The sequence below is a fragment of the Paenibacillus sp. GYB006 genome (assembly GCF_036577645.1).
In the GTDB taxonomy this organism is placed as follows: domain Bacteria; phylum Bacillota; class Bacilli; order Paenibacillales; family Paenibacillaceae; genus Paenibacillus.
This window is the reverse complement of record NZ_JARBDA010000001.1, coordinates 376205-392208: the sequence shown is the minus strand read 5'-3', so window position 1 is coordinate 392208 and position 16004 is coordinate 376205. Positions and strand designations below refer to the sequence as shown.

21 protein-coding genes and 1 pseudogene are annotated in these 16004 nt (G+C 41.2%); 6 read left to right on the top strand and 16 right to left on the bottom strand.

Annotation, left to right across the window (positions count from 1 at the left end):
- Positions 1–202: 202 nt before the first annotated feature.
- The 3 genes from PV403_RS01995 to PV403_RS01985 all read left to right on the top strand — a co-directional run bounded on the left by PV403_RS01995 (position 203) and on the right by PV403_RS01985 (position 3363).
- Entirely contained in the window at positions 203–862 is a 660-nt protein-coding gene (locus PV403_RS01995; RefSeq protein WP_332083430.1) for a pentapeptide repeat-containing protein, read from the top strand.
- Between the two features lie 104 nt (positions 863–966).
- Entirely contained in the window at positions 967–2193 is a 1227-nt protein-coding gene (locus PV403_RS01990; RefSeq protein ID WP_332083429.1) for an RtcB family protein, read from the top strand.
- A gap of 231 nt (positions 2194–2424) precedes the next feature.
- Positions 2425–3363, top strand: a complete 939-nt coding sequence (locus tag PV403_RS01985; RefSeq protein ID WP_332083784.1) for an aminoglycoside phosphotransferase family protein — start codon at positions 2425–2427, stop codon at positions 3361–3363.
- Between the two features lie 246 nt (positions 3364–3609).
- On the opposite strand, the gene PV403_RS01980 is transcribed toward PV403_RS01985, so the two are convergent.
- The 5 genes from PV403_RS01980 to PV403_RS01960 form a co-directional block, all read right to left on the bottom strand.
- Positions 3610–3951: a cupin domain-containing protein gene (locus PV403_RS01980; protein ID WP_332083428.1), complete on the bottom strand. Its 342-nt coding sequence runs from the start codon at positions 3949–3951 to the stop codon at positions 3610–3612.
- Positions 3952–3965: 14 nt separating this feature from the next.
- Positions 3966–4379, bottom strand: coding sequence for an SMI1/KNR4 family protein (locus PV403_RS01975; RefSeq protein WP_332083427.1), 414 nt, complete (start codon positions 4377–4379; stop codon positions 3966–3968).
- A gap of 16 nt (positions 4380–4395) precedes the next feature.
- Complete coding sequence (gene pgsA / locus PV403_RS01970) at positions 4396–4968, bottom strand: CDP-diacylglycerol--glycerol-3-phosphate 3-phosphatidyltransferase (RefSeq protein WP_332083426.1); 573 nt, start codon at positions 4966–4968, stop codon at positions 4396–4398.
- 60 nt (positions 4969–5028) lie between these two features.
- Positions 5029–5517, bottom strand: coding sequence for a hypothetical protein (locus tag PV403_RS01965; RefSeq protein WP_332083425.1), 489 nt, complete (start codon positions 5515–5517; stop codon positions 5029–5031).
- Positions 5518–5665: 148 nt separating this feature from the next.
- Complete coding sequence (locus PV403_RS01960) at positions 5666–5800, bottom strand: hypothetical protein (RefSeq protein WP_283771253.1); 135 nt, start codon at positions 5798–5800, stop codon at positions 5666–5668.
- Between the two features lie 116 nt (positions 5801–5916).
- Between PV403_RS01960 and PV403_RS01955 the strand changes: the two genes are divergently transcribed.
- Together PV403_RS01955 and PV403_RS01950 are read left to right on the top strand one after the other, a co-directional pair.
- Complete coding sequence (locus PV403_RS01955; protein ID WP_332083424.1) at positions 5917–6702, top strand: metallophosphoesterase family protein; 786 nt, start codon at positions 5917–5919, stop codon at positions 6700–6702.
- A gap of 157 nt (positions 6703–6859) precedes the next feature.
- Positions 6860–8116 carry a cytochrome P450 gene (locus PV403_RS01950; protein ID WP_332083423.1) on the top strand — a complete coding sequence of 419 codons (1257 nt, stop codon included), beginning with the start codon at positions 6860–6862 and terminating at the stop codon, positions 8114–8116.
- 98 nt (positions 8117–8214) lie between these two features.
- Here the strand turns inward: PV403_RS01950 and PV403_RS01945 are convergent, their stop codons facing one another.
- The 3 genes and pseudogenes from PV403_RS01945 to PV403_RS01935 all read right to left on the bottom strand — a co-directional run bounded on the left by PV403_RS01945 (position 8215) and on the right by PV403_RS01935 (position 9784).
- Complete coding sequence (locus PV403_RS01945) at positions 8215–8631, bottom strand: hypothetical protein (protein ID WP_332083422.1); 417 nt, start codon at positions 8629–8631, stop codon at positions 8215–8217.
- Between the two features lie 312 nt (positions 8632–8943).
- A complete protein-coding gene (locus PV403_RS01940) occupies positions 8944–9315 on the bottom strand; it encodes a hypothetical protein (protein WP_213531892.1) in 372 nt (123 codons plus the stop codon).
- Positions 9312–9784 (bottom strand): annotated as a pseudogene (locus PV403_RS01935) (GNAT family N-acetyltransferase). The gene PV403_RS01940 and the pseudogene PV403_RS01935 overlap by 4 nt, the downstream one beginning before the upstream one ends.
- A 92-nt stretch (positions 9785–9876) precedes the next feature.
- Here PV403_RS01935 and PV403_RS01930 point away from each other — a divergent pair.
- Positions 9877–10104: a hypothetical protein gene (locus PV403_RS01930; RefSeq protein ID WP_213531888.1), complete on the top strand. Its 228-nt coding sequence runs from the start codon at positions 9877–9879 to the stop codon at positions 10102–10104.
- A 51-nt stretch (positions 10105–10155) separates the two neighbouring features.
- Here the strand turns inward: PV403_RS01930 and PV403_RS01925 are convergent, their stop codons facing one another.
- The 8 genes from PV403_RS01925 to PV403_RS01890 form a co-directional block, all read right to left on the bottom strand.
- Positions 10156–10827: an HAD family hydrolase gene (locus tag PV403_RS01925; protein ID WP_332083421.1), complete on the bottom strand. Its 672-nt coding sequence runs from the start codon at positions 10825–10827 to the stop codon at positions 10156–10158.
- A 62-nt stretch (positions 10828–10889) separates the two neighbouring features.
- Entirely contained in the window at positions 10890–11309 is a 420-nt protein-coding gene (locus tag PV403_RS01920; protein WP_332083420.1) for a hypothetical protein, read from the bottom strand.
- Positions 11310–11390: 81 nt separating this feature from the next.
- Complete coding sequence (locus PV403_RS01915; protein WP_191797578.1) at positions 11391–12221, bottom strand: VanW family protein; 831 nt, start codon at positions 12219–12221, stop codon at positions 11391–11393.
- 18 nt (positions 12222–12239) lie between these two features.
- A complete protein-coding gene (locus tag PV403_RS01910; RefSeq protein ID WP_332083419.1) occupies positions 12240–12572 on the bottom strand; it encodes a hypothetical protein in 333 nt (110 codons plus the stop codon).
- 147 nt (positions 12573–12719) lie between these two features.
- Positions 12720–13115, bottom strand: a complete 396-nt coding sequence (locus PV403_RS01905) for an RDD family protein (protein WP_332083418.1) — start codon at positions 13113–13115, stop codon at positions 12720–12722.
- A 123-nt stretch (positions 13116–13238) separates the two neighbouring features.
- Positions 13239–14438, bottom strand: coding sequence for an N-acetylglucosamine-6-phosphate deacetylase (locus PV403_RS01900; RefSeq protein ID WP_332083417.1), 1200 nt, complete (start codon positions 14436–14438; stop codon positions 13239–13241).
- A 9-nt stretch (positions 14439–14447) separates the two neighbouring features.
- Positions 14448–15239 carry a glucosamine-6-phosphate deaminase gene (locus tag PV403_RS01895; RefSeq protein ID WP_332083416.1) on the bottom strand — a complete coding sequence of 264 codons (792 nt, stop codon included), beginning with the start codon at positions 15237–15239 and terminating at the stop codon, positions 14448–14450.
- Between the two features lie 187 nt (positions 15240–15426).
- Positions 15427–15930 (bottom strand): YcxB family protein, encoded by a 504-nt coding sequence (locus PV403_RS01890; RefSeq protein WP_213531873.1) that lies wholly within the window; start codon positions 15928–15930, stop codon positions 15427–15429.
- Positions 15931–16004: the final 74 nt, after the last annotated feature.

The following is a 16004-nucleotide window of genomic DNA, read 5'->3' as shown; positions in this document are numbered from 1 at the left end:
CACACACGGTTTATCGTGTTCCGTCCTTACTCGCTATTATGCTCCGTTACCCCTATTATAACAAGACAAACCATGTTTACGAACATTTAACCCATCAAAAGATATCTCGTTTTTGTTACAATACGTGAAGGCACACTTCTCTATAGCTATAAACTCAGGTTTATTTACATAAAACATTAAATCGCAGGAGGAATATTATACCATGTCGAATACAGAGAAATCTCCACTCAAAATCATCCGCCCCAAACTGCCTCATCAGCTAAATACACTAGATCTCTCCAGTGCAATGATAGACGACCGAACGGAATGGATCCAGTCGGTATGCGAAGAACAAGAAATATCCTATGTTACGGCTGAAAAGATCCTTTTTGATCAAATGCAGTTTAGCCATGTTACTTTTAGCCAAGTATCCTTTCCAAGTGCCGAACTAACGGATGTGGTATTCACTCACTGTGACTTATCGAATGTTGATTTTAATGAGGCAGTTCTTCACCGGGTACGATTTGAACATTGCAAAATTATCGGGATGGACCTCACAGCTGCCACTCTTCGGAACATCGTATTTCAAGACTGCGCAGGTGATTATGCTACGTTCCGGTTCAGTAACATGAAACAGGTGTCTTTCGAAAACTGTTCTTTACTGAAGTCAGACTTCTATCATTCGGAATTTACAAAGGTAGAATTTGATCGTTGTATGTTAAACGAGTCACAGTTCTCTGGAGCAAGCCTTAAGGGAATTGATCTCAGTAACAATGATTTTTTTAACTTGGGTGCCACGCTTGAAGATCTTCAAGGTTGTATTATTTCTCCAGCGCAGGCTATTCTATTCACTAAGATTTTTGGACTTGTTATTAAAGAATGAGCTTACGTATTAAATGTTTTAAAGTAATTAGTAACTACACTAAGGAAATTATCGGATGATATACTCTTCATTATAATAACGAGAGAATCATAAGGAGAATTTGTATGTTTGAAGCGATCGGAAAGTATAATACAGCTAAAATTTTCACATCACACCTGGAGGAAACGGCCTACGGCCAAGTGCTTGAACTATGTAATCAGAAAGCCTTTGAAGGGGCGAAAGTTCGTATCATGCCGGACTCCCATGCCGGAAAAGGTTGTGTTATCGGCTACACTCAACAATTAAAAGGTAGGGTCGTTCCTAATCTCATCGGCGTCGATATTGGATGTGGTATGGAGGTAACCTATCTTGGAAAAATAGAAATTGATTTTGCTCTACTTGATCATTTTATCAGGCACAAAGTTCCACATGGTCACTCCATCCATCAAAAGGTGATGCATAAACTGGAGAAACCTGCTCTCCAGGAACAGATCAAGCGGATCTCCAAGAAAACAGGTACAGACTATGAGAAACATCAGCGAAGCATTGGTTCTCTTGGCGGAGGCAACCATTTTATAGAGATTAATGTAGATTCGGAAGGTAACAAAATTCTGGTCATTCACTCGGGAAGCCGGAACTTGGGACTTCAAGTGGCAACTTACCATCAGAAAAAGGCAGAACGTTATTGCACAAGCCGGTTACAGGATCTTATGGAGCAGCGCGAAGAAGAAATTCGCTTATTACGTGCTTCTGGGGATACAGATGCTCTCCCAGCTGTTGTTCAAAAGTATGACGCGGAGCTGGAACTCTACAGAGTACCAAAACCGCTGATGTTTCTCGAAGGTGCAGGGGCTGATGAATATCTAGAGGATATGTATGCTGCACAAGAGTTTGCTTTGCTGAATCGTCAGGGCATGTCCAAAGCGATTGCTGAGTTTTTGCAGCTTGACTACAGGAACCTAGACAAATTCACTACCATTCATAACTATATTAATCCAGAAGATAAGATCATTCGAAAGGGTGCCATTTCAGCCAAAAAAGGTGAAAAAGTGATCATTCCAATCAATATGCGTGATGGTTCCATTATTGCGATTGGAAAAGGAAATCCGGATTGGAACTATTCTGCTCCCCATGGGGCCGGAAGACTCATGAGCCGCTCACGTGCGAAAGACCTCATTCATATGAATGATTTTAAGGATACAATGCGTGACGTGTGGACCTCTTCCGTGAGTACCAAAACGCTCGATGAAGCCCCTATGGCTTATAAACCAATTGAGGAGATTTTGGAGAATACGAAGGATGCGCTGGAGATTGTAGAGATTATTAAACCTTTATATAATTTTAAGGCGTAATTAAATGCCGGTAGACTGGACATTCATCAAAAAAATCCTTTGGACTAGAGTCCAAAGGATTTTTATTTATTTTTTTCAAGACCTTATTCAACATCATAATCCTTCACGAAGAAAAAGTCTATATTTTGGCAGGGAATTTATTTACAATGATGTTGCCGGCAAAAACTTAAATTGGAGTGTTGTTTAGTGAACTTTACATGCCATCTCGACCAGACTGATCTACAGGATTATCTGAAAAAAGTTTTTGGTACCGGTTATTTAGCTAGCAGTGTAACGAAAATGCATGGCGGTGCACAGAAAGTGGTCTATAAGATTAAGTGCAGTAATGGATTCATCTGCGTTTTGTATGTATGGGATTTATCCATGAATTATTTTAAAGAAGATATAGAAAACGATGATATTCATCAACATTCTTATGGGAGTCATCTCTTTGAATTAAATAACAAGTATTTGAAACAACATGGAATCAAGACCCCTGCTCTTTATGATCTAAATACAGAAAAAACGCGTTATCCATTTGATTATGCGCTTGTTGAATATGCGGACGGACAAACGGCAGAATCCTATTTTGATCATTCCGATTCACGAGTTCAGGATAAAGTGTTTGAACGGCTGGGGGATATGCTGGCTCGTATGCATGCTAACGAAAGGTATACTTTTGGAAAAGCGGATCAGAGTGAGATGGGTACCGAGAACTGCCATTACGAGCAAATGGAAAATGCCAAAGTACAGTTAACGTATGCTTCACAATATATGAAGGACATTCAGGTCAAACAAAACAAATTACTGGATATTTTGTGTGAACTTGAATCAAGAATCAAACCAAGAACGCAGTATGGATATATTCACGGGGAACTGGGTCCAAACCATGTGCTTGTGAATGACAAGCTGGAACCCTTTTTGATCGACATTGAGGGGGCAATGTTCTTTGATATCGAGCATGAACATAGTTTTTTAGAAATACGATTTGGGGATTTCTACCGATATCTAAAGAACGATAAGCTTGATCCTGATCGGATGTTATTCTACCGTTTCCACCATCATATATCCTTACTATCGGGTGGTTTGAAACTGCTTCATAGAGGATTTCCAGATGAGCAGTTTGCGAAGGATTTGGCTAATTACCATGCCGCGTGTGCATTACAATTTATAGAGGAGTACTATAAATGATAGCGTGACTATAACCATCTTCGTCCTAGCATGACGGCTGAAGAGAAGCTATCATAAGAAAGATTTTTGAGAAAACAGGAGAAACATTCTTAAATGAACAACGCTGATAAAGATAAATATCCTAGGTATTAGCACTAAAGCCTCTCGTCCTTTGAACGAGAGGCTTTTTGATTATAAATGCCAGAAGTCTTTTTTACTCTTGTCTACTAGAAAGAGATAATACCACTCTGGTGAACTTCCCTCTCATTAGGTAAGCTCCACCCGATCTCCGGCTGATCTCGGTGAAGAAATAACGAGAAACTCGGCATCTTCCTCCGTACGATTGAAGATTTGGTGCGGAGTTCCCGCGTGAACTTCCATTCCTTCCTGTTGTGAGAGGCTGTAGGTAACTCCATCCACCTCTAGTTCTACTGCACCAGAGAGAATGAAGAAAAATTGTCTTGCTTGCTCATGGTAATGTCTTGATTCACATGTACTGGGTGGCATCTTTTCATAGATGATGCTTAGACTCGGATCATTCACAAGCTTCCAGCCATCACAGCCTGCTCCCCAAATATAATGTTCCGCTGTTTCTTTATTTCTTATCATGATGTTATCACCTATCATTCCTCCAATAATTCTACAATCATGGATGCTAGATTCTCGTAGATCGGCTCCATTTCATTGGACTCATGATCATAGTAGTAGATCGTTTCGCTCATCTGATTATGATCACCCACAACATAGCACAGAAGATCACCTGTTCCATCTTCAGCGATCGCAATATAACGCTCTGGGAAATCACCCAAATCTATCAATTCGTTATTTCGGATAATATCATCGGATGTTTTAGCGAGCCGCTGGTTGTCTTTTATAGGATAGAGAATCCATTCATCAATTTCAGCTTGATTCACCAGCTGTACGAGCTCTTTATATTGCGCAGGAAATAAAGCTTGAAGTTTTGTCTCTGTGTAAGCAATATCCGAAAGGGACACTCCCGGTTTCCTAGTGAGGATACGTCCACGTAATTCACGCATTGTTTTATCACCTCAATTATTTAAAATAGGACAGGTTACGGATGATATAGTTACATCCTGATAACAGGGTTACGAAGGTAGCTGCAGCTAAAAGTGCCTGATCTACAGGGAAAGTCGTAAACAAACTGAACGGAAAGTTATGTAAAAGTACAGCCGTAATGGCGATTACCTGCAGGACCATTTTTATTTTACCAAACTGATCTGCCGCAAGAGCAATCCCTCTCCCAGAAGCAGCCATTCTTAAAGCGGTAATCGCGAATTCTCGGCCGATAATAATGACAGCCATCCATCCGGGAACCATGCCTGCTTCTGCCATCATAATTAGGGCAGCAGAGATAAGCAACTTATCTGCCAATGGGTCAAGCAGCTTACCCAAGTTCGTAATTTGATTATATTTTCGAGCCACATAACCATCAAGCTTATCTGTCCCCGCAGCAAGAACAAACAAGAATACAGTCAAGACATAGCTCATTGTAGTCCAGATCGGTGCTTGTTCCGAACTTGCGACATTGGAATAAAAATAAAAACAGAGCATAAACAAAGGAATCATTGTGATTCTAGCGATAGTAATCCGATTGGCGAGGTTCATTACTCTTGCCTCCTTTTTCACTGAGAGCTCCTACAAAAATACAAAACAAGACCAATTACCTTAATCAATATCTGCTATCTTCCAAGCTGCTTGCGCATCTTGTTTATCTTTTTTGAATACATATCCTCTAGAACTCTCTGCTTTGTCTATATGAATTTCTCTGATTCTGCACGCAGCTTGATAGATTTGCTTCTGTTCTTGAACAGCGATCTTATCTTCTATCACAAGTTCTTGAATCTGGTAATTTGGAATTTGAGATACCGGACGATCCTCTGTAAATAACGTAAGATATTCTTCTTCGTTACCTTCCCGCAAAAATTGGGCTCTCTGGTTGATTAATCTTACGATCTCAAGTTCATCTCCTGTATATTTACTCTCATCTAAGTACTGAGGAGATAGAGATGTAAGATGTTTGCTCTCTGTTTCCAAAGGATCCTGTACAAACGGTTCTTCCGCTTGCACTTTCGGCTGTGTAATGGACTTATAAAATGTATTCCCACATTCAACTAGAAGGATTATCATTCCTAGAAAAAGTAGATATTTCACCATCGGTACCTCCTTTTCATCAGTTTATCTTACAATTTATGGATAATCCACGTTTTTATTGTTCATTTATGAAAATACAAAAAGGCCCTTGCTAAAAGCAAGGGCTTATCGTATGTAGCTCAATCTACTTTATTTATATAATGTAATTAACCTAACCGCCAGTTACTGTTGTATAGTTACCAAAGTAATTCATTAAGAATGCGGCTATGATAAGAACCACTGCGATTATACCGATAATCGTCATATTTTTCTTGCGATTTGTCGGGCGCTCTCTATTATCTGCCATGTTTGCTCTCTCCCTTTATATTTCGTTGTTGTTAACTAATTAAACGTATAGAGGATTTTATAAACGATAGATTAAAATATCCCAAAATCCGTTTGATTCAGATATAATGGAAAATAATGAAATCTGGCTTTGTTTTCATCTATCTTTTGAAAGGAGTGCTCGGTATCAGAACCATTGTTATCAGTGATTTACATGGGTGTTATGACGAATTTAACGCCTTACTCCACAAAGTAAAATATCAGCCCGAGCAAGATCAGCTTATCCTTTTAGGAGATTACGTCGATCGTGGCCCACGCAGTAAAGAGGTCGTAGACCAAGTCATGACACTTCACCGTGATCATGGGGTCATTGTTCTCAAAGGCAATCATGATCAACTGTTTCTCGATGCTATTCTAAAGAATGAAGATGCACGGTGGATTAGAAATGGTGCTCGTCAAACGTTAGCCAGTTACTGTGATTTATCCTGCTCTCCTGAAGAGCTGAATCAGGAAACTTATGAACAAGCAAAAGCTTTTATTAAAACACATTTTTCCCACCATCTAGAATTCCTTACTTCTTTGCCTTTATATTATGAAAACGCTACCCATCTCTTTGTACACGCAGGCATCAATCCTTTTTATGCCAACTTTAAGGAGCAACCCGAAGATGATTTTATTTGGATTAGAGAGATGTTTCATGATCAGGCTACGAATCTCGACAAAATCGTTGTCTTCGGACATACGCCTACCGTCCATTTACACGAGCGGGCTGATATTTGGTTTCAGAAAGATAAAATCGGTATTGATGGAGCCTGTGCTTATGGAAAACAATTAAATGCATTAGAAATTAGAGAAGATGGCAGCTATCATGCTCATTCAATCCCTGCAGGGACCGTAGCGGTCAGCAGTGAAGCGACTACATAAATAAGGAATTGAAATTAGTATATAAGCTCTTGGAAATGAGTAACATGCGAAAATAGCCCTTCTTCTTCTCACCTTCTGTTATAAAGAATTCATATTCGGGTATTAATCTAATAATACAAGTGTACATAGAATTCAAATTCAGGAGGTGTCATATCAAATGGAAGAAACCAGATCATTTCCAAGAGAAGAAGGATTAGATAATACGCTAAACGTTCTCAAAGAAGGTTACTTATATATCACAAACCGCGCGATTGGATTTCAATCCAACCTGTTTGAGACACGGTTGCTTGGGGAAAAAGCGATCTGCATGCGCGGGGAAGAAGCTGCTCAGCTTTTTTATGACAATGAGAAATTTGTTAGAGAGGGTGCAGCTCCCAAGCGAGTATTGAAAACGCTTTTTGGTGAGAACGGAGTGCAAACCTTAGATGGAGAAGAACACCATCACCGGAAAGCGATGTTTATGTCCCTTATGTCTCGTGAAGGTCTTCAGAAAATAAGAGAGATTACGAGCAAACATTGGGGTCTTGCCGTGGGCCGCTGGGAAACCAAAAAAGAAATCGAAATCTATGAGGAATCACAGGAGCTTCTGTGCCGTATTGCCTGTGAATGGGCAGGTGTCCCTCTAGCAATCGATGAAGTGAAGGAAAAAAGTGAGTGGCTCGGTGCCATGATAGAAGCAACTGCTGCGATAGGCGTAGCGCATATGAAGGGTAAACGAGCACGTTCCAAAGCGGAGAAATGGATAACTAGTCTTGTGGAAGAAGTACGCGAAGGCAAGATACATCCAGCAGAAGATACAGCGCTCTACACCTTCTCTTGGCATCGTGACCTAACGGGAGAGCTGCTTGATCCGGAGACGGCATCCGTTGAAGTTCTTAATATCATTCGGCCCATTGTAGCAGTCTCCATCTATATTACTTTTACGGCCTTAGCTGTTATTCAGCAACCGGAAGAACGTGAAAAACTAGCCTCCGGCGATGAAACTTACTTACAAAACTTTGTTCAGGAAGTCCGACGTTTTTATCCATTCTTCCCTTTTAGCGGAGCAAGAGTGAAGGAAGATTTCACATGGCAAGGCTATGAATTTAAGAAGGGTGAACTTGCACTACTCGATCTGTATGGTACCAATCACCATCCTGATTTGTGGGATCAGCCGGAGCAGTTTAGACCGGATCGTTTTAAAGACTGGAGAGGAACCCCGTTTAATTTCATCCCGCAAGGCGGCGGTGATTACGATACAGGGCATCGCTGTGCTGGGGAGTTTATTACGATTGAGATTATGAAGGAAAGCCTCGACTACCTTGCTAATAAAATGAGTTATGAGATCCCAGAACAAGACTTCAGTTATAGCTTTAACGACATACCGTCACTGCCTCACAGCAACATTGTGCTTAAAAATGTAAGATCGAAGTAAGATTTGTTTAATTTAGCTGCAAGAATAGTGTCATTACAAAGGGGAATCAGAATTCATTCTGACTCCCCTTTTTTTTGATTTTTTACTGTGGTTATTTACTAATTCGAATCAGTGTCTTTTGGCAATAATTCTTCCGTTAAAAATTCTTTTACTCTGCTTAAATAGGGAGTTTCTAATACGATCCCTTCTGCATCCATGACCAAATACTTGGGAAAATCCTTAATACCAAGTACCTTGGCCCATCTCTTATAAGGTTCTATGTCTTGATTCCAAAATTGAATTTTATTAATGGTATCTAGAAAAATAGGATGAGAGTTATGAAAGATATTTAATTCATTTGTTTCCGTCATGGGCAAGCTATCTTGGTAAAAAAAATGGACAGCATACTTTTCTTGTCCGGAAGGTTCTAAATATTTCATAACATCTTGTCTACTTGGGCCCCCACAACCTGAGATAAAGAATATGCAGGTAATCGCGGATAGAATAAAGAAACTACGCTTTGAAAATAAGTTCATACATGTCCTCATTTCTAATACTCTCTAGTTATATGTAAAGCTCTAATTAACATCTCACGAAAGACGAGTTCCTACTTATTTTCAGAAGATGCCTCTTTTTCTGAATAATGATCTACCTTTACTTGTCTACGTATGCTCAGATCCACCACTTCTTTATGAATCTTTCCCATTTCGTCATCCCATATAATTTCAGCAAAAGTAGACTCATAGGTGCCCTCATCCTTATTTAACTCGTCATAAGAATACTCGTGAACGTTAGTACCGAGATTTTTTGCATTTTCTATAATATTAAGAGGGTTATCTACTGTTCTGCTACTGCTGACTAGATGATACTCTCGCGAAAAAACTCCCTCTCTCTTGTCCCTCATTCATTTCGTAAAAACTAATTTCAAAATTACGTGTTTGAGCCAAATCGCTTGGATCTCCTGTGTAAGTAAGCTCTGCATTACCTCTTAGGATTTGTCCATTGCTAATTAGGATCATATAGTCCTGGACTTCCCACCGTTCTCCAACGCCATTCATTAAATACAGTTCTGTCTTTTCTAGGGGAATAGACTGGGCTGAGGTAAGAATCTCTGATTCCTCCTTGTTTCCTGAGTTACCAGATAGGATAAGGAAGACACCGATCACTACAAGCAACACACCAGCGCCTATTTTTAGTTTGCGAGCCGCTTGTATCCTCATTCCTCTTGTTCCTTTCTAGACCTCCATACTGCACCGCCGCAAGGTGTAAACCCACATTCTTTATAAAAGGACTCATGCTGCTTGCTGTAATTGACAGTCACAATCGAAATTCCGCAATCTTCCGCTGCCTGTAGCAATGACTGAACAAGCGATTTCCCTAACCCTTGCCCTGCTCTTCTGGATCAACCATCACATCCTCCATGTATCCATGTTCAAAAGCTTCACCCGGTCCGGTAATATAACCAAAGGCGACCAATCTTCCTTGTTCATTTCGGGCAGTTGCCCATAGCAGGCAATGATCTAGTAGAGCAGGATAATCTTCCTCCCTTCTCCCCCAGCCCACTTTACCTCTGAGTTCAGGAACTTCGTGTCTTTTTAGTACTTCATTAATCTGAATCGGATACAAAACTGTCAACGCTATCACCTCGTCTCTACAGTCACAATTGACATCCCATAATAAATCAAACATAGACACTCTTTTAATATTTGTTATATAATCCCAATAAAATATTTACTAATATTAGCATCGTTGTATTCATGAATAGTAAAGGAGTTTTACCCATGATCATGATCGTCTTGCTTTGTATTGCCCTGTTATTCTGTGTCTTGCTCATTTTCCGAATGGGAAGCCAGAATTATTTGAAGTATTTTTCTTTACTCGTGTTTTTCACTTCTACAATCCTTTCTTTACAAGCCGGTCATTGGAGAGATCCACTTACCATCGTTCAAATCATCTCGATGCTTAGTTATTTCTACGCTGTGGCTGTCCAGAAGGAAAGTGAAAATTAAGAATAGGGGCAGAAGTTAATGAAGTTAACCAGTAAGAAAGAAGGAAGAGAATTACATTATGCGTAGCAGTTCCCCAATCTGATTGATGGTGTGCAGTGGTTTTGCCTTGTTCGCCTCACACCAAGGCTGGTTAACCCTCATCCAGATCGTATGCATTCCCAGCGTGTGCGCCCCCTCCACATCATTAATCGGGTGATCTCCAATAAATAAACATTCCTCAGGTTTTACGTTTAGCCGCTCTAATGCCACTTGGAAAATACGTGGGTCCGGTTTCTTGCATCCCGCCTCCTCGGATACTACAATCACATCAAAATATTCCCTTAACCCGAGATGATCAATTTTGCCATACTGGACCGCATTCCTGCCATTCGTAATGATCCCTGTCTTATACTTTTCTTTCGCGTAGGCAATGACTTCTTCTGCCTGTTCCATAAGGACAGCACTTATTACGTAGTTCTCAGCATAGTATTTCATCAGATCATCTACGAGCGGTTTATTTTGTTCATTGTTCCAAGGGAATTCGCTCAGCAGTTCTGCGAATAGCACAGGCTTATTTTTATATCCATCCTCATCACGCTCAATCATTTGCTCAAGCCATAGATCCGTTGATTCGATATGCGCAAAATATTGCTTCATAAACCCTTCTGCAAACTTTCGAAAGGTCGTCGTTCGATCCAGCAGCGTATTGTCTAGGTCAAAAATAACCGCTTTAATATGTTCCATCTGAGCATTCCCCCTACGAATTTTCACTTATGTATTGAGACCTTTCCTGACGTTACCCTTCCTTACGGTGTACTGAATTCACGCTCGAATAGTAACTGAATTTGACCTGTAAAAAGTTCGTTTGTTTCATAATAAACATCTTCTATGGATTGTGGGCTAAACCAAAGTTTTCTATCTTCACCTTCGTAGAATCCGATTACATACATCCCGCCGACACTTCCCTCCTGATTCTCTTCTGGAATGAGTACCACATCGTTTAAACCTCCAATCCATAGACGGATCTCAACCGGATCATCCAGCCATTTCGTTCTACCCGTTGTTCCATCAAGCAGTTCTACCCTGTCCACCTTTGTTATATCACCTGGGTAAATCTCGGATAATGTTGTCCTCTGAAGAGCAGGACGAGAAGAAGTACAGCCTTGTAAAAACACAGCACATAGGAAACATACGAATAGAAGTAGAAAACCACCTGATCTCCGCATTCTGTCCTTCCTTCTCACGCTCAACCCCCTACCTATTTGTCCTTTTAGCTGGAGACTTGCATTCAGCCATTCAAGGTGATCCTAAGCTTGCTCCTGCTGTTCATTTACCTCATTCTCCGATTTCAAAAATGGCTGATACATCATCAGCGCATGATTCTCTGTAATATACTGATCATCAATCAGTTCCTCCTGCTGATTCCATACTCGCCGGTATAGCAGGTTATGTCTCATATGTCCGCCCCAGTGTTCCTGGGTAATCCGATGCTCCTTCTCATACACTTCATAGGTCAGCTCCTGTGGAACTACGCTATTCCATGAACCGATTAGAAATTCATCTGTGATTTGTAGAGTAAGCTGGTACGGCCGGTCAGTAGGATTGGTAATTCTCAAATCGAGATAGTTATAGGCGCAGGTTGCTCCACTTCCGAATGGCTGACTTCGGCCTGAGTCAGGGAACACATCATAGCTATGTCGATGCCTCTCCGTTATCTGCAGAGGGGTATGTAAGGTAATCCAGTAGAGGAGATTAGACAACTGACACAAGCCGCCCCCAATTCCGGGTTTAAAGCCACCATAGAACAAAACCATTCCTTCCACATATCCCTTTCTGCGGTTAGGATTTCCGATTAGCTTCCAATAAGAAAATGTTTCCCCAGGCTGAATGATAATCCCATTCAAACGTTTCATTGCAATCTTCAAATTGATGATCTTGTTATGTTGCAGCCACATATCTACATCCTTTAACTTTCTCAACAGCGGAGTCTTATGGGATGCAACTTTATATGGCAATACGGTGCTGCTTTGTTTTTGAGCGAACCGAGTTCCTCCAAAATACCACTCTACATATCGTCTACTACGATAATATGCCGTTCCGAGCTTAATACGGAGTTTAGACCTTTTGATCGGCTTCATGGTATCTTCCCCCTATCCTTATTTTCTTTCAAAAAAAGTTCCGAGTAGCCCTACCGTTCTGATCTCATATACTAATTCGTTATGATCCATATCGTAATATTCCATATCTTTTATTGTGAAAAACAAAGCATTTCGGGTATGTCCTGTTTCATACATTCGTTCCCCATCTTTAACAAAAGTCTTTCCATCAAAATAATTGTATTCTTCGAGTGTAATTCCATATTCTCGCTCCAGCCAACTATGATACCTACCCTCAGTCGGGTTGAGCAGCACAAAGACTAACATGATCATACCGAGCGCAAGGAGCCACTTTTTCAGAGTACTCCGCTGGCGATTAGAACCATCTACCAAGTTAAAACTCCTCCCCATCACCTGTTGTTACGAGCTGTTAAGCTTATAAGTAAAGGACGGAGCATAGAACGGTTTTGTTACCTATCTGATAAAAAACCAACTGCTTTTTATAGTAGCAGTCGGTTTTGCAGTGGAATCTTTTGCTGATTATCTTCGTACAACCTCTGTACCGGCAATGAGATCATGAATGGAACGTTTATCTTTACGAAAAATGACAAAACATCCACTGACCATCTGAAGTATCCCTAATGTAACAGCGTATACTAGCGTTCCTACAAAGATTCGCAGAAACATGTTCCATACGGTTGGAGGCAATTCATCCTTTACTCTTCGAATCTTGATGCCACATATATACTTGCCTGCCGTAAAACCATTCCAAAATACAGGTAATAACAAGAAATATAGAATGATTACCACTTCTGTAGCTACATTTTCTACCGATCCAGTAATCAAATTCATTGGAATGGTAAGAAGTAGTGAATCTATGAAGAACGCTCCCAAGCGTCTCCAAAATCCCCCAGGATTACCTGCTGCCACACTCATGACACTCACTCTCCGCTCTATTTTGTTTTCTCTTTTATGATTAGCTCATATGTAATAACAACAATAGAGTGGGCGTAGTTACTTCTTCAATGATAAAAAACGTGATTTTCTCAGAGGCCTTCTCTACTCGCTGCACTTTCCTGCTTTATACGTACGAAGAACTTTGAACTGCTCCCCATCCCAGGAAGCCAGGAGTACATCCGCTGGTGCACCAACCTCAATTCCACGTGCTGAAGATAAGCCCATCATCGAAGAGGGAATTACAGAAGCCATATCCCAGGCACGTTCTAAACGGCAGATCCCGCTTCTAGTAAGATGTTCGATCCCTCTAGTCAGCAGCTGTGCAGAGCCAGCAAGCAGTTCGGGGGACTCGGCTAGATGGAGTCTACCTTCCGGAGTAAGGATCACTTTGCCCCCAACAGGTGTATCGTAATACCCTGGCGGCATTCCGCAAAGGGCAACGGCATCACTTACGAGCAGCGCCTGATCTCCTTTTACCTTCAGGGCTACTTTAAGCACTTCCTCTGGGAGATGAAACCCATCTGCAATGAGACAACATGATAACTCCTCTGCTGCGAGCTGTGCCCATAGGACATTCGGATGACGAGGAAGCTCTGCTTGTATACCATTACCAAAATGGGTTGACATCGATGCTCCAGCAGCAACCGCAGCCTTGATCTGAGAGGATGACGCAGAGGTATGACCAATGGAGACGGTAATTCCTGCAGCTACACATTGACAGATAAAAACCTCTGCATTCTCCCATTCTGGTGAGAGTGTAATTAGCTTAATTCTGCCTTCTGCGGCTTGTTGCCACTGCGTAAATTCCTCAAAGTCTGGCTTTCTGACCCACTTCAAAGCATGCGCTCCCCTTGCACCATCTTTCGGTGAGATATAAGGGCCTTCTACATGAATTCCGGATATCATGCTTGCCACTTCTAGATCTTCCGCGCAGGCTGCAGCTATAGTGCGAAGGGCTCGCTCAATATGTTCTGGACTCTCTGTAATTAGCGTTGGATAATAGGATGTCACGCCTTGCTGCCGCAGTAACCTTGTTACCGACTTTACCGTTTCCGGAGTTAGATGCCGATTATTGAAGTCGTAGCCTTGGAATCCATTGATCTGAAGATCAACGAGTCCCGGACCGATCAGAGGCAGTTCCTCCTTGATCTCACCAAAAGAATGGCTCCTCTCATTACATTTTTCATGTGTTATTGGTAAAACTTTGATTTCACTGATCTTTCCATCTTTACAGATGAGTTTGATTCTCTCCCCTGTCCTGTAGTGAATTCCTTCCACAGCAGCATCGTTATATTCACTCATAGGCCCAGATCAGTCCTTTCCAAGACCCAGCTCAGCATCATATGACGCCTCATCTAGGAACAAAATCGCTCCTTGATGCGTTCGCAGTATAGAAGCGGGGCAACTTGGTTCTATAGGTCCCGTTAAGGTTGCTGTAACGGCTGCCCGTTTGAGCGGGCCTGGAACCATACAGTAGATATATTTTCCGGATAATAACGCTGGAATAGTAAGGGTTAACGCATGGGTTGGAACTTGATCCAGACTCGCAAAACATCCATCATTCACCTGTTGTTCTCGGCATGCCTCATCCAGCTCTACACGTTTCATCCAGACGGGATCAGAAAAATCTGCAACTGGCGGATCGTTGAAAGCGATATGTCCATTTTCTCCAATCCCCATACAGACAATATCTATTGGAGAGGCAGTCAACAGTTTCGTATACCGATTGCACTCTTCCTCTGCATCCTTAGATGGATTAATATAATGAACATTCCCAAGCGGAACACGATCAAACAAACCACGCTTCAAAAATAGACCAAACCGCTGTGAAGCGGACTCTGGCAATCCTACATATTCATCCATATGAAAGGCATCAACCCGTTTCCAGTCGATTCCCTCCGCTTTTCCGAGGGCATCCAAAAACTCATTTTGAGACGGAGCTGCAGCAAAAATCATCCGGATTCGTTCCTGCTTTTGAAGCAGAGTTCTCATCTGATCTGCCACAAGAACAGCTGCAGTAAGTCCCATCTGTTTGCGGTCTGCATACACCTGTACCTTAAGGCTGTCACGAAAAAAAGTCATGCTTGATGTGGTTTGTTCCATCGTTCATTCCTCCTTTGGAATTGTCCCTATCTCAAACTCTGTTTTTATCGATCTATTTACTTTATGACTGCATAATTACGTAAATGACGAGGTTCTTTGTTTTCTCATTCGTGACCGGGATACGACTATCCTGTATAAAATCACAAAAAAAGACCAAAAGCTTTATATCGCTCTTGGCCCTTCTTTATTAAGATATTTTCTTATGAGTATATTGTTCGAGTTGATGTACAAATGCCTGCTCTTGTTCATCATCCGCAAAAGCACGTTTAGGAATATTGATCGCCTGAACACTATTGACGAAAATATAAATATAATCCTTATCTGATTTAATAGCTTCGATCTCTTTCCAGGAATACTCTAGATTATTATATTCGGTGGTTTCGTACATGCCTTCCCCATTAAGTTCAATAGCATGTTTACCGACTGTTCCAGCGTTTGTTTTTACAAGTCTCATGACCTTGCGTTTGATCGAGAAAATCATATAAAACGCAGATAATGCACTCACTAGGATTCCGATAATAATAGAATATGCCCAAGAATAGTCTAGCACGAAACGAAGCATTGCAATGATAATGATCGGCAGGCTGATGAATGTGAGCATCAGCAGGTTTCGGTATTTCGGAATATGGAACATGACAAACTTGTTCATATTCCAGTAATCCTCTTTTGTTAAATCAATCGTAATTTTCATGAATACGGTGTATCCCTCTCTTTTCCTATAAAAATATTCGTCGATCCTGTTCATATCATACGGTACATTGCAGA